The sequence below is a fragment of the Paenibacillus sp. J22R98 genome (genome assembly GCF_059383835.1).
Genome location: NZ_JBXENW010000002.1, coordinates 698,695 through 719,828 on the forward strand (window position 1 = coordinate 698,695; position 21,134 = coordinate 719,828).

At 50.7% G+C, this 21,134-nt stretch carries 18 protein-coding genes and 1 riboswitch; of the genes, 12 read left to right on the plus strand and 6 right to left on the minus strand.

All coding sequences use genetic code 11. The features are described 5' to 3' along the window. Positions 1-21 precede the first annotated feature (21 nt). Positions 22-876 (minus strand): AraC family transcriptional regulator, encoded by an 855-nt coding sequence (locus AC50Y3_RS08565; protein ID WP_494818347.1) that lies wholly within the window; start codon positions 874-876, stop codon positions 22-24. A gap of 86 nt (positions 877-962) precedes the next feature. Between AC50Y3_RS08565 and AC50Y3_RS08570 the strand changes: the two genes are divergently transcribed. From AC50Y3_RS08570 to AC50Y3_RS08580, 3 genes are all read left to right on the plus strand, one after another. Next, positions 963-1,748, plus strand: a complete 786-nt coding sequence (locus AC50Y3_RS08570) for a sugar phosphate isomerase/epimerase family protein (protein WP_494818348.1) — start codon at positions 963-965, stop codon at positions 1,746-1,748. 28 nt (positions 1,749-1,776) lie between these two features. Then, a complete protein-coding gene (locus AC50Y3_RS08575) occupies positions 1,777-2,796 on the plus strand; it encodes a Gfo/Idh/MocA family protein (protein ID WP_494818349.1) in 1,020 nt (339 codons plus the stop codon). Positions 2,797-3,019: 223 nt separating this feature from the next. Then, the gene (locus AC50Y3_RS08580) at positions 3,020-5,854 is read left to right on the plus strand and encodes an alpha-mannosidase (protein WP_494818350.1); all 2,835 of its coding nucleotides are present in this window, start codon (positions 3,020-3,022) and stop codon (positions 5,852-5,854) included. A gap of 65 nt (positions 5,855-5,919) precedes the next feature. Here the strand turns inward: AC50Y3_RS08580 and AC50Y3_RS08585 are convergent, their stop codons facing one another. Next, a complete protein-coding gene (locus AC50Y3_RS08585) occupies positions 5,920-6,762 on the minus strand; it encodes a phytanoyl-CoA dioxygenase family protein (RefSeq protein ID WP_494818351.1) in 843 nt (280 codons plus the stop codon). A gap of 158 nt (positions 6,763-6,920) precedes the next feature. Between AC50Y3_RS08585 and AC50Y3_RS08590 the strand changes: the two genes are divergently transcribed. Continuing rightward, positions 6,921-7,859 (plus strand): helix-turn-helix domain-containing protein, encoded by a 939-nt coding sequence (locus AC50Y3_RS08590; RefSeq protein WP_494818352.1) that lies wholly within the window; start codon positions 6,921-6,923, stop codon positions 7,857-7,859. 80 nt (positions 7,860-7,939) lie between these two features. Here AC50Y3_RS08590 and AC50Y3_RS08595 read toward each other — a convergent pair whose 3' ends face one another. Then, complete coding sequence (locus AC50Y3_RS08595) at positions 7,940-8,797, minus strand: CAP domain-containing protein (RefSeq protein WP_494818353.1); 858 nt, start codon at positions 8,795-8,797, stop codon at positions 7,940-7,942. 78 nt (positions 8,798-8,875) lie between these two features. Continuing rightward, a complete protein-coding gene (locus AC50Y3_RS08600; protein ID WP_494818354.1) occupies positions 8,876-10,906 on the minus strand; it encodes a beta-galactosidase in 2,031 nt (676 codons plus the stop codon). Between the two features lie 99 nt (positions 10,907-11,005). Here AC50Y3_RS08600 and AC50Y3_RS08605 point away from each other — a divergent pair, with 99 nt between their 5' ends. The 6 genes from AC50Y3_RS08605 (at position 11,006) to AC50Y3_RS08630 (ending at position 16,848) form a co-directional block, all read left to right on the plus strand. Continuing rightward, positions 11,006-11,887 (plus strand): AraC family transcriptional regulator, encoded by an 882-nt coding sequence (locus tag AC50Y3_RS08605; RefSeq protein WP_494818355.1) that lies wholly within the window; start codon positions 11,006-11,008, stop codon positions 11,885-11,887. Between the two features lie 27 nt (positions 11,888-11,914). After that, the gene (locus AC50Y3_RS08610; protein WP_494818612.1) at positions 11,915-12,880 is read left to right on the plus strand and encodes an HNH endonuclease; all 966 of its coding nucleotides are present in this window, start codon (positions 11,915-11,917) and stop codon (positions 12,878-12,880) included. 115 nt (positions 12,881-12,995) lie between these two features. Further along, positions 12,996-13,694: a CAP domain-containing protein gene (locus AC50Y3_RS08615; RefSeq protein ID WP_494818356.1), complete on the plus strand. Its 699-nt coding sequence runs from the start codon at positions 12,996-12,998 to the stop codon at positions 13,692-13,694. 145 nt (positions 13,695-13,839) lie between these two features. After that, a complete protein-coding gene (locus AC50Y3_RS08620; RefSeq protein ID WP_494818357.1) occupies positions 13,840-14,466 on the plus strand; it encodes a TetR/AcrR family transcriptional regulator in 627 nt (208 codons plus the stop codon). Positions 14,467-14,545: 79 nt separating this feature from the next. Further along, on the plus strand, positions 14,546-15,685 hold the full coding sequence (locus tag AC50Y3_RS08625) for an ATP-binding protein (protein WP_494818358.1): 1,140 nt from the start codon (positions 14,546-14,548) through the stop codon (positions 15,683-15,685). Positions 15,686-15,751: 66 nt separating this feature from the next. Continuing rightward, positions 15,752-15,956, plus strand: a riboswitch (cyclic di-AMP (ydaO/yuaA leader). Between the two features lie 109 nt (positions 15,957-16,065). Then, entirely contained in the window at positions 16,066-16,848 is a 783-nt protein-coding gene (locus tag AC50Y3_RS08630; protein WP_494818359.1) for a 3D domain-containing protein, read from the plus strand. Positions 16,849-16,895: 47 nt separating this feature from the next. Here AC50Y3_RS08630 and AC50Y3_RS08635 read toward each other — a convergent pair whose 3' ends face one another. Then, entirely contained in the window at positions 16,896-17,810 is a 915-nt protein-coding gene (locus AC50Y3_RS08635; RefSeq protein ID WP_494818360.1) for a polysaccharide deacetylase family protein, read from the minus strand. 168 nt (positions 17,811-17,978) lie between these two features. Between AC50Y3_RS08635 and AC50Y3_RS08640 the strand changes: the two genes are divergently transcribed. Both AC50Y3_RS08640 and AC50Y3_RS08645 read left to right on the plus strand, forming a co-directional pair. Beyond that, positions 17,979-18,938, plus strand: coding sequence for an alpha/beta fold hydrolase (locus AC50Y3_RS08640; RefSeq protein WP_494818361.1), 960 nt, complete (start codon positions 17,979-17,981; stop codon positions 18,936-18,938). A gap of 15 nt (positions 18,939-18,953) precedes the next feature. Continuing rightward, positions 18,954-19,613 (plus strand): SGNH/GDSL hydrolase family protein, encoded by a 660-nt coding sequence (locus AC50Y3_RS08645; protein WP_494818362.1) that lies wholly within the window; start codon positions 18,954-18,956, stop codon positions 19,611-19,613. A 91-nt stretch (positions 19,614-19,704) separates the two neighbouring features. Here the strand turns inward: AC50Y3_RS08645 and AC50Y3_RS08650 are convergent, their stop codons facing one another. Continuing rightward, positions 19,705-20,964, minus strand: coding sequence for a methyl-accepting chemotaxis protein (locus AC50Y3_RS08650; RefSeq protein ID WP_494818363.1), 1,260 nt, complete (start codon positions 20,962-20,964; stop codon positions 19,705-19,707). Positions 20,965-21,134: the final 170 nt, after the last annotated feature.

Here is a 21,134-nt window from a genome sequence, read left to right on the forward strand (position 1 = left end):
TTCCAATTTAGTCCCGGGCGGTTAGCTCAGCCGATAGGCTGCGGGGGACACGCCGTACTTCTGACGGAACACGCGATAAAAATAAGAATAACTGCCGAAACCGCAAGTGACCGCGATTTGCTCCAAGGTCATGGTACTGTATTTGATGCGGTCGATGGACATGGATAATCGAACATTTTGGGTATACTGAATGATGGTCATGCCATAGCATTCCTTGAACAGATGGACGGTGCGCGATACGCTGAGGCGAGCACAGTCGGCAACCTCGGCAATCGTAAAGGATCGTGCGGCGTTCTCGTCGATGAAGTTTTTCATGCGTGTGGCGACGAAGGATTTCCCTTGAAACACCGACTGCGTTGTAATCGCGCGGTCAATGCAGAGGCAGAGCGAGCGCAGCAAGTAATCGGCCAGCTCGCGATCCTCTGCTTCAAAGCGCCGTTTCTCTAAGATAAGGGCCTGCCAGACCGACAGCCAGCGCTCATCCGGTACAACCTTTACCCGCTGAGGGCGATCCTTGCGGCTCCACCACTCGTCGAGCCAGCTCCCTCGGCAGATGACGTAGTAATCGCCGCTGGAGATCTCGGTTTGCGCTTCCGCTTCATCTTGCGTATGACTTGGCGCAATATTCAGCTGATAGTAATCACCGGGCTTGAAAAGCAGCAGATCACCGGCTTCAATCCGCTGCATATGTCCGTCGACGAGCGCTTCACAGCTGCCATCCACCTGCAATCGAAACACATAGGCGCGTAGTCCGTCCCGATTGATGATTTGAAAGGGCTGTGAATGATAGGAGTAATTGCAGCTCATAATTTCGGTAATCAAATGTCTCTCCCCATTTTGCAGCAAAATTGTACATGTCACTGTTATATAATACATCTACGAACGCCTCTATATCCACTATAATGATTGTCAGATTGGTCAACTAACCGGGCTTGACGCCGACCAGGCGTTCATCCGTCATCATGAAAGGAAGATCACTAGTGAAAATCGGATTACAATTGTTTACACTGCGTGACGATACAGCTAAAGATTTCAGAGGCACGCTTCGCCAAGTAGCGGCAATGGGCTATGAAGGTGTTGAATTTGCAGGCTACGGCGATATTCCGGCTGAAGAAATGCGCGACCTTCTGCAAGAGCTTGGCCTTGAAGCTTTCGGCAGCCATGTCGGCTTGCAGCAGCTAGAAGAGAACTTGGAAGAACAAATCCAATATCTTAAAACAGTCGGCGCACGTTATGTGATCTGCCCATGGTTATCCCCTGAGCAATTGGCTGGCGGAGAAGCGTTCTGGCGCGAGCTGATCGCGAAATTCGCAACTTTCGGCGCTCGTCTGCGCGAAGAAGGCCTGCAATTCTGCTACCACAACCATGACTTCGAATTTGCTGCGGAAATCGACGGCGAATATATTTTCGATGCGATGTACACGAAAGTGGATGCAGATCTGCTTAAAGTGGAAATGGACATCGGTTGGGTGCAATATTCCAATCAAGACCCGCTAGCTTATATTGCAAAATATGCTGGCCGTCTGCCTTTGCTTCATTTGAAAGACTTCCGCAAAGAAACTTCTGTAAACCATATCGATACGGTTGAGCTTGGCAATGGCGACCTTGCGCTTAACGATATTATCGACGCGGCTAACAAAGCAGGCGTGGAATGGCTGGTTGTTGAACAAGACAGCTGTGCAAACCCGCCGCTTGAATCGGTACAAACGAGCATGAACTGGCTGAAAGCAAACGGCCATAAAGCATAATTATGGATCAAAGGGAGAGTTACTCAACATGAAGAAAATTAAAGTAGCCGTTGTAGGCTGCGGTGCGATCGCTCAGCGCCGTCATATTCCGGAATACGCTGCTAACCCGAACGTAGAGTTCGTGGCATTCGTAGACCCCGTTATCGAACGTGCAGAAGAATTTGCAGAGAAATACAATGCGAAAGCATTCACAAGCTACGAAGAAATGCTTAGCGTAATTAAGCCGGAAGCAGTCAGCGTTTGTACACCAAACTATCTGCATGCTCCGGTTACAATTGCTGCGGCAAACGCAGGCGCTCACGTGCTTGTTGAGAAGCCGATGGCTTCCACAGACGAAGAAGCGGCTGCAATGATCGAAGCAGCCAGCAAGAACGGCGTTTACCTGATGGTTGGCCACAACCAACGCTTGATGCCTCCGCACGTGAAAGCGAAGCAGCTTCTTCAAAGCGGCGCGCTTGGCCGCGTGTTGACGTTCCGCACTTCCTTCGGCCATCCCGGTCCTGAAGGCTGGAGCGTAGACGGCAAAGGCAGCTGGTTCTTCCGTAAAGAAGAAGCGATTATGGGCGCTATGGGCGACCTTGGCGTACACAAATCCGACTTGATCCGTTACCTGCTTGACGATGAAGTTGCACAAGTAACCGGTTATATCGGTACGCTTGATAAAGAAGGTACGGATGTCGACGATAACGCAACTTGCTTGCTTCGCATGAAGAGCGGCGCAATCGGCACGCTTGTAGCAAGCTGGACGTACTACAAAGGCGAAGACAACTCCACTGTATTCTGGTGCGAGAACGGCGTGATGAAGATCGGTACCGATCCGAAGGATCAAATCATCGTGGAGCTTCGCAACGGCACAGTTGAACGCTATAACGTGGGTGCAATCAGCACAAACGATAAGCAAGAAACAAGCGGCGTTGTAGATGCGTTCATCGATTCGCTTCTGACGAACACCAAACCAAGCATCTCCGGCGAAGAAGGTCGCAAATCGCTTGCAGTTATTCTGGCTGCATTCGAATCCCAAGCGACTGGCCGCGTAATTTCTCTCTAAATTAGCACTTACACCCACGATGACCCGCAGGCAGCACACTTGAACATCAAAGTGACTGCTTGCGGGTCATTTTTTCGTCGGAACACGCTAAGATTACCTCATCATAGTTTAATAATTCCTAATTGTAGGCTTGGACTTGGAGCGCTATGCTAGGCTTGTGCCGTTTGTGTGCTGATTTCTTCATTTTTCTTCAAATCCATTTCAGAGAGGAAAGGAATTGAAAATGAACGAAACGAGAATTAGACGACTGATCGGACCGGAGCCGCACTCTTATTGGGATGACCTCGAAAATAGCGGCCGCAACGAATGGAATGACCGTATTCTCTCGCAGCTGGTATTCGCGCAGGAGCTGTCGAAGGTGAATGCATTAAAGTATGATGCGGTGATTGCAAGTACGCTTGATTACATAGAACAGCGCATCGCGGAGGATGGAGCCATCGTGAAGCAAGCAGCGCTTGAGGCGGAGCGTATGCTGGAAAGCTTAGCTGCCGATGCGAAAAGCTACGATGTGATCGCAGTGTCCCATGCGCATATTGATATGAACTGGATGTGGGGCTGGGATGAAACGGTTTCCGTTACCATTGACACGTTCCGGACGATGCTCAATCTAATGGAGGAGTACCCGGAGTTTACGTTCTCCCAATCCCAAGCCTCGATTTATCGGATTGTGGAGCAATACGCGCCTTCAATGCTGGAGGAGATTAAACGCCGAGTGAAGGAAGGCCGCTGGGAAATTACGGCGTCGCACTGGGTGGAAGCGGATAAGAACATGCCAAGCGGCGAGAGCTTAGCACGGCATATCCTCTATACGAAACGCTACCTTAGCCGCTTATTTGATATTGCGCCGGATAGCTTGAATTTGGATTTTGAGCCGGACACGTTCGGACATAGCCTGCAGGTACCGGAAATACTGGCGAATGGCGGTGTGAAATATTACTACCATTGCCGCGGTGCTGAAGGAGACCCGCTGACACGCTGGGAAGGTCCTTCCGGCAAATCGGTCATCGTCTACCGCGAACTGACTTGGTATAACGATTTTGTTCGTCCGGTCTTCACCTCTTACGTACCGGACATTTGCCGGAAAACCGGCTTGAATTCCTATTTGTATGTCTATGGGGTAGGCGATCATGGCGGCGGGCCGACTAGACGCGACTTGAATCGTCTGCGGGCGATGCAGGAATGGCCGATCTGCCCGACGATACGGTTTGGCGGTTATGCGGATTATTTCAAAGAGGTGGAGCGTGTTGCGGATCAACTGCCTGTCGTGAAAGGCGAGATGAATGTCGTCTTTACGGGCTGTTACACATCCCAGACACGTATTAAGAATGCCAATCGGGTATCGGAGGCTACGCTTAACGAAGCCGAATTGTTCAGCTCGGTAGCGGCGTCAGCACATGGGTCGGTTTACCCGGGAGCCGCATTCGAGGAAGCATGGCGCGGTGTCTTGTTTAATCAGTTCCATGATATCCTGCCGGGGTCCGGTGTTATCGAAACGCGCGAGCATGCACTGGGGTTGTTTCAGAATACGATGGCGATTGCCGGAACGAACCGAAAGCTCGCCTTGGAGCGAATCGCAGCCGATATCGATACATCGGAGATTGAAATCGGCCATACGGCCTCGAATACGGCGCAAGGCGCAGGTGTCGGCTTCGGGACGCGCGATTTTAAAATTACGCAGGTAGAACGCGGGGCCGGAAGTACGCGTATCGTCCATCTCTTTAATTCCTCGCTTCAAGCGAGAGAGGAAACGGTCGAGATTTTGCTGTGGGATTGGAAGAGCCCAATTAAGGCGATCGTCGTGAAAACCGCTGCGGGCGAGATCGTGCCAAGCCAGGTGCTGGATAGCGGCCGAAATGCCTATTGGTCGCATGATTACTTACGTTTGCTTGTGCGTGTGCAGGTTTCGGCATGCGGCTACAGTACATTGATCGTTGCTGAAGGCGAGGGCTACTCTTCGCAAATTGTTATCGCGGATCCGAGGGTCGACCGAGATGAGGATTATGTGCTCGAGAATGAGTTTGTTCGCGCTGTTTTTGATTCGAAAGACGCTTCAGTCATTTCCTTAATCGACAAACGCTCCGGCGAGGACTTGATCGATCCTGCCAGACCGGCAGGGTTATTCCGACTTATTCAAGAGGATCCGAGCAAAGGAATGGCGGCATGGTGGGTCGGCCGGTTTATGCAAATCGACAGCATTCATGAGCGGGTACTATTGAAAAAGACGGTATCCGGCGATCTGCGGCAAACGATCAGTTACGAAATGAAGTTCAAAGCCTCGTCGCTTCATGTTAGCGTTTCCCTTGATGCAGGCAGTACAAGCCTTGATTTCCATGTAGAATGCGACTGGCAGGAAGCGGGCAGCAGAGAGGCTGGTATTCCGCAGCTGCAGTTCCATTTCCCGATAGGTTATTCGAGCGATGCTTACAAGTATGATGTGCCGTTTGGGACGATTGTACGTGAAGCCAGAGATATGGAATTGCCGGGCAATAGCTTCGTGCAAGCACTGCGTAGCGATAATGAGCGCAAACCAACGCTGTTTATCGTGACGAGTAACAAATATGGTTTCCGTGGAACGGATAATTCGATGTCCGTCTCGCTTATTCGCGGATCTTACGAACCGGATCCCTATCCGGAGCTTGGCAATCATCATCGCATCAACCTGTCGGTCTGTATCGCGGAAGCATCGGCGTCAAGCCGCGATGTGATCGAGCAGGCTTACCGGCGCAACCATCCGATGAATGTGCTGTCAGGTACGAAACGACTGGGTTCAAAGCCGGCGGATGCGGGGTATGTGGAGCAGTTGGATGACGCAGTTGCGGTGTCAGCAATTAAAGTTCCGGAAGGAAACAGCGGGGCAAGCTGGATTATTCGCATGTATGAAGCAGATGGGAAACGCGCAACGGCTTCATTTAAGCTCTTTACAGGAGCGGTAAGGGCTTATGCGGTTGATGTAAACGAAAACCTGATTCCGGACGATAACGCTGTGACGCTTGCGGGCGATCGACTGAACGTGGAAGTAGCGCCATATTCGCTTGCTGCGGTACGCATCGATTTCTAAACGAACTCATAACTAAAGGCTAGCCCCGCAGCATCGAGATGATGCTTGAGGGCTAGCCTTTTCATTTATTTCTTATACACAAGCGGATTGAGCGGGGATACGGCAGGCTCACCTGCTTTGACGCCCGGGAACCACGACTTCAAATCGGATTCGCGTGCACTGCTGTCGGGATTTGCCATCGTATTCACGCCGTCAGCCACATAGATGATTGTCATGACTTCGCGCATTGTATTCGTTGGATTGCCCGGTGCGGAATGCAGTGTCCAGCCGGCATGGAAGGTTGCATCGCCTGCAGACATGGCGCCGTAGTTGGTCTTCGGAAGACCTTTGCCTTCAATATAAGAGCCGAGCGTCTTATGCGATTCGTCGGAAATCGCTTGACGGCTCATGTAGCCGGAAGTATGCGATCCATCGACGAAGGTCATTGAGCCGACTTCCTCGGAAATCGGTACAAGCGGCATCCACAATGTAATCGTGTTCGGCGTATCAAGCGGCCAATAAACTTGGTCCTGATGCCATGGCGTATGACCGCCGCCCGGTTCTTTGAACAACGCTTGATCGTGATAGATCCGAACGCCGTCGACACCCATAAGCTCAGCCGCGATTTTAGCGAAACGGCGTGCCATAACGAAACGTTTAATGCCTTCATTCATTTCCCATAGGTTGCAAATTTGAATGAATGCTTTGCCGTACGTATCGCGCTCTTCAACCGGTTTCGTATTGTAATTGTGCTGACGCACGGTTTGTTCGATAAGCGGCTCATAGAAGCTCATTTCATCGGGCGTCACAATGCCTTTTAGCAGGATATGCCCGTTCTTCTGATAAGAAGCGGCTTGCTCCGGCGTCAACGTATAATCGCTCTCAAGCTGCGGAAGCTCGGCGAGGTTGGATGGATTCGTAGTGGTCATCGTCAATTCTCCTTAGTACTGCTAAGATGCTTCTATTATAAAGCACTTCTTTAGCCGCTGACTTTGTTTCGATCTCTCAATTCTTTTGTCAAAAACAACTGCGTCTCGTATATAATATAAGCAAATCATACCCGATTGCGGTCAAGGAGCTGAGAGAAATGTACCTGTCCGAATTGATGGAAAAGCAGCCGATTGTTCCCTATATCCGTGAGAGCGATTATGCCGTACGGAAGCCGTGGTTATCCGCGGAACGGAAATTGCTTGATTATTTGCTCGTTTATTTTCAAGAAGGGGAGTGCGTCTTTCAAGTAGAAGGTGTCCCTTATGAGTTTCGCAGGGGAGATTTTTGTCTGATCCAACCGAACTGCTTGAACGTGCTGGAGGGGAAAACGAATACGATTACGCCGTTTGCCCATATGGACTTTTTTTACGATTCTCAACGCGAGGACCGATTTCCGACGCGAAGCGGTCAGATCGACCTGGAGCCGTATAGCCATCTCATTCAGCCGAGGCTGAACGACTTTCATGGCGTTTCAATCCCGGTCAGGCTGCGGCCGAAACATCCTATAGCGCTGCGGGACAAGTTTCTCGCGATGGTGGAGTGCTGGCAGCATCGCGATCCGCTTATGCAGCTTCGGGCACAATCATTAGGGACAGAAGTGATCCTTACCATTCTGGAGGATCATACGGACTTGAAGCAAACGGAGAAAGCAGCGCCTCAGCGAATGAACTGGATTACATCTTTCTTATCCTTGAATTTGGCGGAGCCGCTCACGGTCAGTGAGATGGCTGCGAGAGCGAATTTGTCGCCTTCGCGTTTCAGCGCGAAGTTCAAGGAGCAGCTCGGCGTTGCGCCGCACCGCTACTTGCTCCAGCTGCGCATTCACCATGCGCAGGAGCTGTTGACCGGATCGGACAACACCATTGAAGAGATTGCGGCGTACTGCGGCTTTGCCGATGTGCACCATTTTACGAAAGCGTTCAAGAAAGAAGTAGGGGAAGCGCCGGGCCATTATCGCAGCAATCGCAAGCCATTCAGCAGAGGGGAGCAACAAAAACAAGTGAATCACCGTTATGTTGATTCCAACCTGCGATAGAAGTAATAACAAACTAATTTAAAAACGCGAATCCTTCGTGTCGAAGGATTCGCGTTACTTGCTTTATATTGCTTAAGAACTTATGGCTTAATAAACTGCTGCGTCCAATACGGACTCATGCTGCCGCCGGGAGCATAACCGACGCCCAGTTGGGTGAAGTTCGCACTTAGGATGTTGGCGCGGTGACCCGGGCTGTTCATCCAAGCGGTCATAACCGCTTGTACGCCTTGCTGCCCGGCTGCGATGTTCTCACCGGCATAAGAGTAGTTAATGCCGAATTGTTTCATCATATCGAACGGACTGCCGTAGGTTGGCGAATTGTGATCAAAATAACCTTTGTCGCGCATATCATTGGACTTAGCTTGCGCGACTTTGGAAAGTGAAGCATTCAGCGACAGCGGCTGCAGGCCGGCTTTCGCACGCTCTGCATTGACCAGCTGCAGGATTTGCTGCTGGATGGAGGAGCTGTCCGCCGAGTTAGAACCGCCGGCATTACCTGTGTTACCAGCATTACCAGTGTTGCCGGTATTTCCTGTATTGCCGGTATTTCCTGTGTTACCAGTGTTTCCTGTGCCGGGTTTATAGCCGCCGGGATAGGTTACATTCGGATAGCCGGTACCCGGATTCGCCGCGCCGCCGCCGCCTGGATTCCAAGTACCGCCATAATAAAGCTGGTACCACGGAATATTGCCAAACTGATTGTTTTGGGCTCTCATCGTGCCCGGCTGAGTCGTCCGCAGCATTCTGTGACCTGTGTTCAGCGGCAGCAGGTCATCATTGGATTTGATGCTCAATCGCTGATGATTCAGGTCCGTTCTGCTTGCGGAGTGGTAAGTGTTGTTCGGAGTAACGTTGCGATCCGATACCCCATTGTAGATAAGAGCGCCAATGCCAAAAGCTAATACAATACCGAATAACGTACCAAAAAATCTTCTCATATGAGTATCAAGCTCCTTTCACACCAACTAATATGTTCAGCGGGGAAAGGAGCTATTCGATCTGCAAGCTAGGCAATATCAAGCAAATTGCTCAAGGATAAGGACATCGCGGCCATTAATGACAGCTTGCCCAGCGAATGTGTTTCCGGTAATGAGGTCGGTGCCGGACTCCGTACCAAGCTCGATCGTGACGGACTCCGAGTTGTGGTTTAAGACGAACAGATAGGCCCGATTATCGATCACCCTGCGAGTCACTTCAACACCCGGTTTCTTGCCAGGCAATGGAGCAATACCGTGCCGTTTGCACAATTCATCAGCGAAACCTTGCAGGAATTGCCCATCCGGACTGGAAGCGACATACCAGGCTTCTCCGCTGCCAAAAGTATTGCGAGTCAGCACAGGCATGCCCGCATAGAAATCATCGCCATATTCGGCGATAACTTCTGCGCCTTCGCTGTGGATGAGATCGCACAGCAATGTGCAGCGATACGTGCCTTGCAGTGAACCAAGCTTGTCTTTCATGATAATGGAGTTGCTGCTGTTCGGAAGCAGTGCATCGATCTCCTCGGCCCAAATGCCAAGAAGCTGGCGCAGCTCTCCCGGATATCCGCCTAACGTTACGATATCGTTCTCGTTCACGATTCCGCTGAAGAATGTCGTCACGAACGTCCCGCCGCTGCTGACAAAAGCTTCAATTCGCGAAGCCATGCCCGGTTTGACCATGTACATAACCGGAGCGATAACGATGTCATACGCGTAGAGATCGTCCTCGAAAGACACGATGTCCACTTGGTAGCCGCCATCGTAGAAGGCACGGTAATACTTATGAATTTCATCCACGTATTTCAGCTCAACGGTCGGACCGCTTGAATACTCGATTGCCCAGCGGTTTTCCCAATCAAACATAATGGCGACGCGGCTTGGCAGTCTTGACCCGAGCAGCTTCGTACCCATAGCGGACATCTCAGCTCCAAGCTGTGCGCATTCGCGGAATACGCGAGTATGTTCATGACCAACATGCTCAATGAGTGCGCCGTGGTATTTCTCACAAGCCCCGACAGAGCGGCGCAGTTGGAAGAACATGACGCTGTCCGATCCATGAGCGACGGCTTGATAGCTCCAGAGGCGCATGATTCCGGGACGCTTCAGCGTATTGTACGCTTGCCAGTTCTGCTGGCTCGGCGTTTGCTCCATCAATAGAAACGGTGCCCCGCCTTTGAGACCGCGCATCAGATCATGCGTCATCGCAACATAGCTGGATGGGGTATTCATGGACGGGTAATTATCCCAGGCAATGATGTCCATATGCTTGGCCCATTTGAAATAATCGATTTGCTTATAGGTTCCCATTAAGTTCGTTGTTACGGGAATATCCGGCGTATATGCTTTAATGGCATCATACTCCAGCTTATAGCACTCGAGCATGCTGTCCGAATTGAAACGGCTAAAGTCGAGCGAAATGCCTTGGAAACAGGTTTTGTCGTACGACCATTGCTCGGTGAGCGCGCTTGGCAGCACGATTTCGTCCCACTCGTAGAAGGTATGTCCCCAGAAACGAGTGTTCCATTGTTCATTTAGTTTGTCCAAAGTTCCGTATTTCTTCTGAAGCCAGCCGCGGAAAGCCACTTCACATTGGTCGCAGTAACATTCGCCGCCATATTCATTGGATACATGCCAAAGCAGCACAGCCGGATGATGCTGATATCGCTCCGCAAGCTTCGCGGCAAGTCGAGTGGAGTAAGTACGGTAAACTTCGCTGTTCGGGCAGGAGTTATGGCGTCCTCCGAATTTATGTTTCCGACCTTCGAAATCAGTACGAAGAATTTCGGGGTGCCGCTTAGCCATCCAAGCCGGATGAGCGCCTGTGCTCGTTGCCAAACAGGCATAAATACCGTTCGCGTGAAGCATGTCCATAATGCGGTCAAGGGTTTCAAAGTCATACGTATCTTCGCTTGGCTGGAGCATCGCCCAGGAGAAAACATTTACGGTAGCGATGTTCATGCCGGCAAGCTCCAGCATGCGCATATCCTCCGGCCAGATGCTGGAATCCCACTGTTCGGGATTATAATCGCCGCCATATAACATTTTGGGCAGTTTTGAAGTATCCATATTCGCAAATTCCTCCAATGAAGTGAATGATAACAGCTTTATTTTATGGTAAGATGCGGATAAGAGATATATAAAAAAGAATAGGCAGGATATGATAATATGGAACAGATCATCGAGCGGAATAAAGGGTTCATTGACGGTCAACAGCGCAGCCGGTATATGTTCACGCTGGGTGAGTACGAGCTGCCGCTTTATGTAGATAGTATTGGAATCAATCCTGACCAAGAGGCTGTGGACCGGACAAAGGGCTATCCGTGCTTTCATTGGCTGCAAACGATAGAGGGTGAAGGTGAATTTGAGCTGAACGGAATCAAGTATTCGCTTCCGCCAGGCAACGGTTCCCTGTTATTCCCGGGAGTACCTCATTTCTATGCGGCGAAACCGGGCAAGAAGTGGTCGACGATGTATGTGACGTTCGGCGGTGTGCTGGCAGCATCGATGCTGGCGTCCCTAGGGATCCGGCAAACGGAATGGCTGAATTGGAATGAAGACGCACCGATTACGTCACAATTAGAGATTATGATTGAACAAGCGCAGCATGACGAAGATCGGACAGGTCTGAATGCTTCCGCGCAGCTCTACCGGTTTCTCACGATGATCAAAATATATGGGCAAAAGGGCGGACGTTCCTCCGTATTCCAGCATCTCGAGAAGCTGGATCCGCTGCTGCATTGGCTGGATTTCCATTACGGCGATCCGGACATTAGCCTTACCGATATGGCGGAGCAGCTCGGAATCAGCTCCCGCTATTTAAATTCGCTATTTCGGCAAGCGTTTGGCATTACGGCTTACGCTTACTTGATTCGACTGCGGATGATTAAATCCAAGGAAATGATGAGCCTCGGCGACAAAAGATCAATTAAAGAAATAGCGCAATTGTCCGGCTATCGCGATCCCAGCCACTTTATTGCCGCGTTCGGCAAAGCGGAAGGGATTACACCGGAGCAATTTCGTAAGCTGCACGGCTTGACGACGACCTGATAAGGAAACGGAGCGGACGTGATTGAAATGGATATGAAGCCATGCACGGCATGCAAAATAGAGAAGCCGCTTACAGCGTTCACGAAACGCGCGGGCAGCAGCGGCAGGCGCGGGATTTGCCGAACTTGTCTGCGCAAGAGAAAGCGGCAGAATGCTGTAGGAGATGCAGCGTTTGACAGCATGGAAGAGGCTGTTCAATTTCTGCAATACGAAGACGAGGATGAACATGAAGAAGAGCAGGTATCGGAGCCTTACCTAACAGCCGAGGAAGATACTCCTGCTAAGCCGGCAAGGAAGCGCAAACGCCGCCGCAAGAAACGCAGTTCGGCGTCCAAGCTGCAAGCTCCAGCTAGTGTCCAGGACGGACAAGCTGCCTCAGCAGCTGCAGGAAACGATACCGGGCGAGAGCTGACTGATTCAGCTGCAGCACAACAACAACCTGTCGCTGCTGCTGTTGTCTCTGTCGAAGCCGCACCAACTGCAACGAAGCGGAAGCGCAAACGCCGCCACAAACGATCCAAAGCGGCGAAGATCAAAAGCCTGAAAGCGGAAATCAGCGCTGTTGAACAGGTTGCGGTGCGCCCGCCGGATCGGAACATCCATCCGATCAAAGGTGCTTTCTCCTACAAAACTTCGCTGCTGAATGATCGAGGTCGAGGACATATTCGGCTGCGCGGACACCGTGAAACAGGGAAACGCTGGTCGACCGATATTCCGACGGAAATGGCTGTTCGGATGGTGGAGGAAGGTGCCGCCGGCATTATCAATCCGGGCTTGATTCATAAGCTCTATACGAAGACGGATTTCCGGCTGCTGGTGCTGCAGCGCGACGATTATATTTGCAAGTATTGCGGTCGTTACGGGGACACGATCGACCATGTGCTGCCGAAGTCAAAGGGAGGTCTTTCTTCCCCTGCAAACTGCGTCTGTGCATGCGCGGCCTGCAACCTGAAAAAGGCCGATAAATTGGACTTTGTTTTCGATGATTTTTAACGTGCAAACGAACGGTTTCCATATTTTATGAGGTGTTTTTGCTATTTCCCCGTGTTAACATGAGTGGCGTCGAAAGGTCGGCACACACGATAACCATAACAAGGAGGAAATATTCATGAAGATGCAACCATTTCGTATAGGTGTAGCTAGCGTACTCGCAGCCGGTTTGATCGTAGCTGGAGGAGGAGCAGCCCTGCAGAAGGCAGAAGCAGCCACAGTGAACAGTTCCGTCTCGTATAAGGTTACGAGCAGCGACACGATGTACAAAATCGCAACGAAATACGGAGTCAGCCTAAGCAAGCTAATTGCGGCTAATCCAACGATCGCTAACCCGAATATCATTTGGGCGGGCATGACGATTAAGGTTCCGGTAACAACTACAACAGGTACTTCGAACAGTGGATCATCGAACACGAATACCAATACAGGGACAAGCACTACTGATAAGAGCACATTTGCCGCTCAAGTCGTTACGCTTGTGAACAAAGAACGTGCCAATGCAGGTTTGGGTACGCTGAAATCCGACACGCTCTTGACGAAAGTCGCTTTGGACAAGGCGAAGGATATGTATGCGAACAATTATTTTGATCATAATTCGCCAACTTACGGCTCGCCGTTTGATATGATGCGTGCTTATGGCGTTTCTTACTCTTATGCAGGTGAGAATATCGCGAAGGGTCAGCGTACGCCGGCAGAAGTCATGCAGGCATGGATGAACAGCCCGGGCCATAAAGCGAACATCCTCAGCAAGAATTTCAATAAAATCGGCGTGGCGTATTATAACGGCGAATGGGTACAAGAATTTACGTCCTAATATTATTATTTAGCAGTATAGCTAAGAGCAGCCGATCATCGGCTGCTCTTTTTTTGCATTAAAGTTGACGTTAGTATAACCATCGGTTATTCTGTGACCAATGGTTATCAAGCTAATCGAAACTAGAACATGAGGTGTTCCTCCTATGACTACAAGAAGACAACAATTAACGGAAGAGATGAAAGCCGCGATTCGTGCATCCGCGGCCGCTTTATTTGCAGAGAAGGGCTATTCCGCTGTCACGATGCGCGAAATTGCCAAAGCAGCAGGCTGCTCGCATACCGCCATTTATTTATATTTCAAGAATAAAGAAGAGCTGCTGCAGCAGATTGCGATTCCTTCGCTGCTCACGCTCGAACAGACGCTGCTGGATGAAATCGGGAAACCGGGCACAGCAGCCTTAGATAAACTGCTCGCCGTATGCAGCGAATATATTTTATTCAGCCTGACGAGCGGCAGTCTGCAGACGGTCCTGTTTATGTCCGCCTCGGTACGCGTAGACGAACTGCAGCCCGAGCTTGAAGTTAACGTCATTCGCAACCGGCTGTTCGCGCACATTATGAAGGTGCTGCGTATTACGGTCTCTGAAGGGTCTGAGGAGCCGAATCAAGAGGCAGCATTGAACAATGGACGGATCTTGTTTTATTATCTGCAGGGCTTTATAAGCACTTACAGCAACCATTCAGAACCTACAGATCAGCTCCTTGAGCGGACGCTGCCGATATTTAAGCAGGGGATTCAAACGCTGATTCGCGGAATGAAACAACATTAAAACTTTCTAACTGTGCAGGGTTTGCAAGAATTAGAGGCGAAATTCTTATGTAGACTTCATCACCCGGAGGGTATGAGACATGAGGCGTAAAGCCGTATATTGTAACAAGCCGCTTGCTGTGAAAGTGAAGCGTAAGCTCGGTAAAAGCAATCCATGTGTGGACGATGTCGATGCCAGATCCGACATGCACAATTACCAACGATTGATCAAATATTTGCCGGAACCGATTTTTGTACATGACGGGAACGACATTCTATTCGCCAATCAAGCAGGTCTTAAATTGCTGAATATTTCGGAAAGCGATTTCTCCACTGGACATATGAGCTTTCGTTACATACATCCCGATTACAGGGAGCGGTCCGCAGCGCGTGTGAAGGCGATTATGGAAACGGATGAGCCCAACGAGTTCTTGGAATGCCAGCTGATTGCAGAGGGCGGCGAGATTATCGACGTCGAGGTGTCCAGCACGCGTATTCGCAATTACTTGGATAAGGGCACTGTCGTGCAAAGCGTGTTCCGCGATATGCGTGAACGGAAGAAGGAAGAAGAAGCGCTGATTCAGTCGGAGAAGCTGTCGGTTGCCGGTCAAATGGCCGCGGGTATCGCACACGAAATTCGCAATCCGCTAACGTCGCTGATCGGCTTTTCGAAGTTTCTGAAGACGAAGATCGACAAGTATCATGAATACTTCGATATTATGCTGGTCGAACTGGACCGGATCAACTCCATCGTGCAGGAATTCATGGCGCTTGCCAAGCCGCAGGCGAACCAATTCCGTAAGCATGACTTGGTCAAAATCATTCAAAGCGTACTGACGCTGCTTGAAACACAGGCGATTCTGCGCGATGTACAGATCGTTTCGCGTGCGGACGCCATTTCAGCGGAACTGCTCTGCGACGAGAATCAGCTGAAGCAGGTGTTCGTCAATGTGCTCAAGAATGCGATCGAGGCCATGCCAAGCGGCGGTGTGATTACGATCGATATGAAGCTGCATCAGCAGAGCGAGCTGATCGTCGAAATCATCGATCAGGGGATCGGCATTCCGCAGGATCAGCTGCCTAAACTAGGCGGGCCGTTCTTTACTACGAAAGACAGCGGAACGGGTCTGGGACTCATGATCTGTTATCGGATTATCGAAGGCCATCATGGACGGATGGACATTACAAGCATTCCTCAGAAGGGGACAACGGTAAGCATCTTTCTTCCGCGAAATGTCTAGATCGTGGTAATTTTGAAAGCTGTTCCTGTATTTACCGGTAGGATTCGCCTTGCCGGATATGGTATTCTATTACGCGAGCCGAAACGTAACGTACGGGGGATCTTTTAGGGAGTGGCATCACTGCCCTCCGGCCTGACATTCCGCTGGATTGGAATGCAGTGCTGAACGCGCATCTGGCGCTGGGGTGAATCGCTTATTTCACGAAGCGTAGGGTTGAACTCCTCAATCCGAATCCGACAACTAACCTCGCAGGCCGCATGCGATAAGGAAGATTATGACACGCTGTTAAGCTGTGTGTCCTTCATCGCGATGACGGAATAAATCCGCACATGCAGTTCTGTGGATGATAGCCGTAAATCAAAAGGAGGCAATACAACTTGATGAAACAAGTATGGAAGAAAAGCGTTGTAATCGCAGCGCTCAGCTTTGCTGTTCTCACACACTCAGCAAGCGCAGCATCGACGTACAGTGCGAAAGACGGCGACACGTTCTGGGAGCTTTCCAAGCAATTCGGTATTTCCTTGCAGCAAATGCTGAAAGCTAATCCGATGATTGATCCCAACAACATCTATGCAGGGCTTAGCATCGTTATTCCGACTTCGCAAGTTGTGAAGACGACGACTGCGAAGGCAGCACCGATTGAGAAGGCAGCGAAAGCGAAAGCTGCACCTAAGGCAAAAGCAGCAGCTAAAGCAGCTCCGAAAGCGAAGGCTGCGCCGAAAGCGAAAGCCGCGCCAAAAGCTGTAAAAGCAGCATCTAAAGCAGCGGTAGGCAAATCGATGAAAATGACTTCTCTGGACAGAGAAGATGAAATCATCACGATCGGCAACAGCAATTATAACTATTCGGAAGTTGTACAAGCAAAAGCAAGCGCGTATACAGCGGCTGCATCGGAGAACGGCTCATGGGGCGCGGTAGACTACTTCGGTAACCCGCTTAAGCTTGGAACAATTGCAGTTGACCCGAACGTTATCCCGCTTGGCAGCAAGGTCTATGTTACAGGCTATGACCATGGCGGACTTCCGGCTGGCGGCATGATGGCTATTGCAGCAGATGCTGGCAGTGCCATCAAAGGCGATCGTATTGATATTTTCGTACCGCAATCGCAACAGCAAGCCAGCACATTTGGCTTTCAATACGTGAAAGTATTCATTCTTGAATAGTATATAGTGAAACGAAACGGCAGCCCGGTGGGGCTGCCGTTTTGTTATTATCGAGACCGGACACTCCGGGCTTCAGGTTTATTCAGCAGCTCAGGCAGCGTTACGATCTGATACCCTTTGCTGTGCAGCAGCCGGATGAGCCTTGGGAGTGCAGCGATTGTGCCCGATAAATCCTGGCCTTCCCCGCCGCCGGCATGCTGCAATATAATCGATCCGGGCTGCAGGGTTCTTTTGATATTGATCAGGATGCTGTTGCTGTCGAGACTTTTCCAGTCGACGGAATCCACATCCCAATTGACGACAATGTAGCCTCTGCGGCGCAGCCAGTCGACCTGCTGCGGAGTAATCTCGCCGTAGGGCGGTCGTATGAATTTGGGACTGTATCCGGCAAGGGGACGCAGGATCCCATCGGTTTGCCAAATTTGCTGCTCGAAGGCATAACGGGAAATGCGCGAGAACACTGCATGATCATACGAATGATTGCCTATAATATGGCCTTCTTTACGCATGCGCCGTACAAGAGCCGGGTGTTTCGCCGCGCGGTTGCCGACGACAAAGAAGGTGGCTCTTACTTTATAACGGGCAAGAATCTCCAGCACCTGTGGCGTGTAACGCGGATCAGGCACGTCATCGAAAGTCAGTGCTACACGACGTGATCCTCGCGGTCCCCAGACAACGAAAGAACCGGGAAATTGCTGCTGCAGCTTTACCCATGACATGGCGCTGCTGCGCTTCTTCCTGCGTCTCTGCTCGCTGTTGAAAGAAGGCTCTGCGTGTTTGGTACCGGTAGTAATCCCGTGTCCTTCATGTTCAGTTGCAGGCAAGGGGTCACTGACACCGCTGACGCGCGGGAAGTCGGCAGATGAGGAGTTGGCATCGTCAGCAAGCGACGAAGAGCCTACTAATGCGGTCCAGGCAAGCAGCAGCACTAACACCCGCTTTGTTACAGGCATCCCGAACATGTTCTTCGTCCCTCCGCTCCAAGCGAAAATGTACTGATATAACCGTGCAGTAACCTGTCGCTCTCATTTTGCCCTGCCATCCTTTGATCATGCATGAAAGATCCCTCTTTACACGGTTAGTCTCGAACACGTAACATGTAAGGGAATAAGTTGAAAAGGGGATAGAACATGCCAGCCATTGATATGCCGTTACATGAATTGAAAACGTATTCAGGAATCAATCCAAAACCTGCCGACTTCGATGCATACTGGGATCGCGCTTTAGCGGAGATGCACAAGACCGATGCTGCCGTAGAACTTATTCCCAGTGATTTCCAAACGCCGCAGGCGGAATGTTTCGATCTTTACTTTACCGGCGTCAAAGGTGCGCGTGTTCATGCGCAATACGCGCGTCCTCGGAACGCGGCAGCGCCACACCCCGCAGTGGTTCAATTTCACGGCTATACCGGCCATTCCGGCGATTGGACCGAGCGTCTTGCTTATATATCGCTCGGCTATTCCGTGTTCGCGATGGATTGCCGCGGTCAAGGCGGTAAGTCAGAAGACACCGGCAGCGTAAAAGGCAACACCCATCATGGCCACATCATCCGCGGACTTGACGATGAACCGGATCAGCTGCTATTCCGCCACATCTTCCTCGACACGGCTCAGCTTGCGGGCATCGCGCTGAATATGCCTGAGGTCGATCCAAGCCGAGTTTATGCCATGGGAGGCTCGCAAGGCGGCGCCTTGACGATCGCGTGTGCAGCGCTTGAGCCGAGAGTAGCCAAGCTTGCGCCCGTATTCCCATTCCTCAGCGACTATAGACGCGTATGGGAAATGGATCTGGCGAAGGACGCGTATCATGAGCTGCGTACTTACTTCCGTCATTTCGATCCGCAGCATGAGCACGAGGATGAAATTTTCACGAAGCTGGGTTACATAGACATTCAGCATTTAGCAAACCGGATTCAAGGCGAGGTGCTGATGGGCGTGGGCCTGATGGACACGATCTGCCCGCCTTCCACGCAATTTGCGGCCTATAACAAGATTACATCGAAGAAGCGTCTTGAAATTTTCCCGGACTTTGGCCATGAAGGGCTGCCGGGCTTGAATGATAAAATTATGCAGTTTTTCTTAGCGGAATAGGGGAGGTTGACGATCATGTTGTTAGAAGTGAAAGATAAGCTTGTTATGATCGGAGATTCCATCACGGATTGCGGCCGTGCGCGGCCTGTTGGAGAAGGGCTGTTCGATGCCATTGGCAAAGGATACGTCGGCCTTGTCGATGCCTTGTTGACAGCAGCTTATCCGGAGCGCGGTATTCGCGTTGTGAACGTCGGAACAAGCGGCAATACCGTGCTTGATTTGAAGGCGCGCTGGCAGACGGATGTGCTGGATCAGAAGCCGGATTGGCTCTCGATCATGATCGGCACCAACGATGTATGGCGTCAATTTGATACGCCTCTTATTACAGAGTCTCATGTGTACCCGGAAGAGTATGCGGCAACGCTGGAGGAACTCGTCATTCAGACAAGGCCGAAGCTGAAAGGGCTTGTTCTGATGACGCCTTTCTACCTTGAACCGAATCCAAACGATGCGATGAGAGCTCAGATGGATCGTTACGGCGCAATCGTACGCGAAATTGCAGCTAAACATGATGCACTATTCGTGGATACGCAAGCTGCCTTCAACCGGGTGATGGAGCACATCTACCCGGCTACAATCGCATGGGATCGCGTTCATCCGAGTCAAGCAGGCCATGCCGTGCTAGCAAGAGCTTTCCTGCAAGCAGTCGGTTTCGATTACTCGCAAGGGCTATAATCCTGTTATTACAACAAAAAAAACCTCCCGATCTACCAGCGAACGCTGGAGCGGGAGGTCTTTTATTATGTTCATATAGCTATGTATCGCATTAGATTTTGAAAATCGACATCGTACGCTGCAGCTGCATGACCGTCTGCTGCATCTTCTCGGTTTCCGTAACAACGGCTTGCACGGAGCCGATTTGATCATTCATCGAAGCCGAGACTTGCTCTGTGCCGGCTGCGGATTGCTGCGTGATTGCCGAGATGCTTTGGATGGCGCTTGAAATTTTGCGGGCGCTCTCCATCATTTGATCACTCTCGCCGGAGAACTGCGCAATTTGCTCGGTAATAAATTCAACGCTCGTTACGAGCTCCGTGAATATCACTTCAGAATCGCGAAGCATCTTCATTTGGAGCTGAACAACTTCTTCGTTAACTTTAATGTTCTGGATGGCCTGTTTAACGCCGGTATCAATGCTGCGAACCAGGTTAAACACTTCCTTCGTCGAAGATGTGGATTCTTCGGCGAGCTTACGGACTTCCTGCGCAACGACTGCGAATCCGCGGCCATGCTCACCGGCGCGTGCCGCCTCAATGGAGGCATTCAGCGACAACAGGTTCGTTTGTTCCGCCAAGTCGGAGATGGTGCGGGTAATAGCCGAGATACCGGCCGCTTTGCGTGCCAGCTCTTCGATCGCTTCAGAAACCTGCGAGGTTGCCTCAACGTTGCGGGACATCCCGGTCGACTGGCTTTCGACAGCTTGCCGTCCGCGTTCAACCAGCGATAACGTCTGCTCAGAGCGTTCGTTCATCACCTTGGTGGAGTGAGCGTAAGAGGACACCTTGTCTTCAATCTCGCGGATGGAGTCAGCCATGTCGCCGACATCCTCGGAAATTTGATTCGCCCCGGTTGCAAGCTCTCCGGCAGAAGCGGCTACTTGCTCCATGACTTTCTTCAAATCAATATTTTTATCAAAAATGCTGCGGCTTGTATCGTTGACGATTCGTGAAATAGTCGAGGTTTCTTTCAAAATATCGCGGAGCTTGTCCACCATACTGTTGAAGGAATGGCCGAGCTCACCCAAAGACGCGGAGGAGGATACATCGACCTTCTGCGTGAAATCGCCTTTCGCGATACCGAATGCGATCGAGGTCATTTCATCGATCGATGATGTAAGCGCTGTCTCGATAACCCTGACAAGAGGGAACGTAGCAGCTGCGGCAAGTACAATGATGACTAATCCTAGTATGAGACTTCCGCCAGTAAGTGCAAGGCCAAGCAATAGCGCGATGGAAAATGTGGCAACAATCGTGTAACAGCCGACAAGGAGCTTGTTTCGGATAGATAAGGAATGGAACCATTGCATCGTGGAAGCTCTCCTTTATATGGAATAGTTATATTATAGCACCACAGTACTTTTTGTCTATATTCGTCTATACCGGTATGAATATGTCGAAAGAACGAGATCCATTTGTAAGGTAGATGTCGAAAGAACTAAAATTTTGTAATGTTTTTGTATAATTATTATTGTGCGAA

Excerpts from the sequence above, each read along its gene's own strand:
- AC50Y3_RS08645 (WP_494818362.1), top strand. The coding sequence starts at position 18,954 with ATGTTGTTAGAAGTGAAAGATAAGCTTGTTATGATCGGAGATTCCATC.
- AC50Y3_RS08610 (WP_494818612.1), top strand. The coding sequence starts at position 11,915 with ATGGATATGAAGCCATGCACGGCATGCAAAATAGAGAAGCCGCTTACA.
- AC50Y3_RS08650 (WP_494818363.1), bottom strand. The coding sequence starts at position 20,964 with ATGCAATGGTTCCATTCCTTATCTATCCGAAACAAGCTCCTTGTCGGC.
- AC50Y3_RS08620 (WP_494818357.1), top strand. The coding sequence starts at position 13,840 with ATGACTACAAGAAGACAACAATTAACGGAAGAGATGAAAGCCGCGATT.
- AC50Y3_RS08635 (WP_494818360.1), bottom strand. The coding sequence starts at position 17,810 with ATGTTCGGGATGCCTGTAACAAAGCGGGTGTTAGTGCTGCTGCTTGCC.
- AC50Y3_RS08580 (WP_494818350.1), top strand. The coding sequence starts at position 3,020 with ATGAACGAAACGAGAATTAGACGACTGATCGGACCGGAGCCGCACTCT.
- AC50Y3_RS08640 (WP_494818361.1), top strand. The coding sequence starts at position 17,979 with ATGCCAGCCATTGATATGCCGTTACATGAATTGAAAACGTATTCAGGA.
- AC50Y3_RS08585 (WP_494818351.1), bottom strand. The coding sequence starts at position 6,762 with ATGACCACTACGAATCCATCCAACCTCGCCGAGCTTCCGCAGCTTGAG.
- AC50Y3_RS08630 (WP_494818359.1), top strand. The coding sequence starts at position 16,066 with ATGAAACAAGTATGGAAGAAAAGCGTTGTAATCGCAGCGCTCAGCTTT.
- AC50Y3_RS08625 (WP_494818358.1), top strand. The coding sequence starts at position 14,546 with ATGAGGCGTAAAGCCGTATATTGTAACAAGCCGCTTGCTGTGAAAGTG.
- AC50Y3_RS08605 (WP_494818355.1), top strand. The coding sequence starts at position 11,006 with ATGGAACAGATCATCGAGCGGAATAAAGGGTTCATTGACGGTCAACAG.
- AC50Y3_RS08615 (WP_494818356.1), top strand. The coding sequence starts at position 12,996 with ATGAAGATGCAACCATTTCGTATAGGTGTAGCTAGCGTACTCGCAGCC.
- AC50Y3_RS08590 (WP_494818352.1), top strand. The coding sequence starts at position 6,921 with ATGTACCTGTCCGAATTGATGGAAAAGCAGCCGATTGTTCCCTATATC.
- AC50Y3_RS08600 (WP_494818354.1), bottom strand. The coding sequence starts at position 10,906 with ATGGATACTTCAAAACTGCCCAAAATGTTATATGGCGGCGATTATAAT.
- AC50Y3_RS08575 (WP_494818349.1), top strand. The coding sequence starts at position 1,777 with ATGAAGAAAATTAAAGTAGCCGTTGTAGGCTGCGGTGCGATCGCTCAG.
- AC50Y3_RS08595 (WP_494818353.1), bottom strand. The coding sequence starts at position 8,797 with ATGAGAAGATTTTTTGGTACGTTATTCGGTATTGTATTAGCTTTTGGC.
- AC50Y3_RS08565 (WP_494818347.1), bottom strand. The coding sequence starts at position 876 with ATGTATTATATAACAGTGACATGTACAATTTTGCTGCAAAATGGGGAG.
- AC50Y3_RS08570 (WP_494818348.1), top strand. The coding sequence starts at position 963 with ATGAAAGGAAGATCACTAGTGAAAATCGGATTACAATTGTTTACACTG.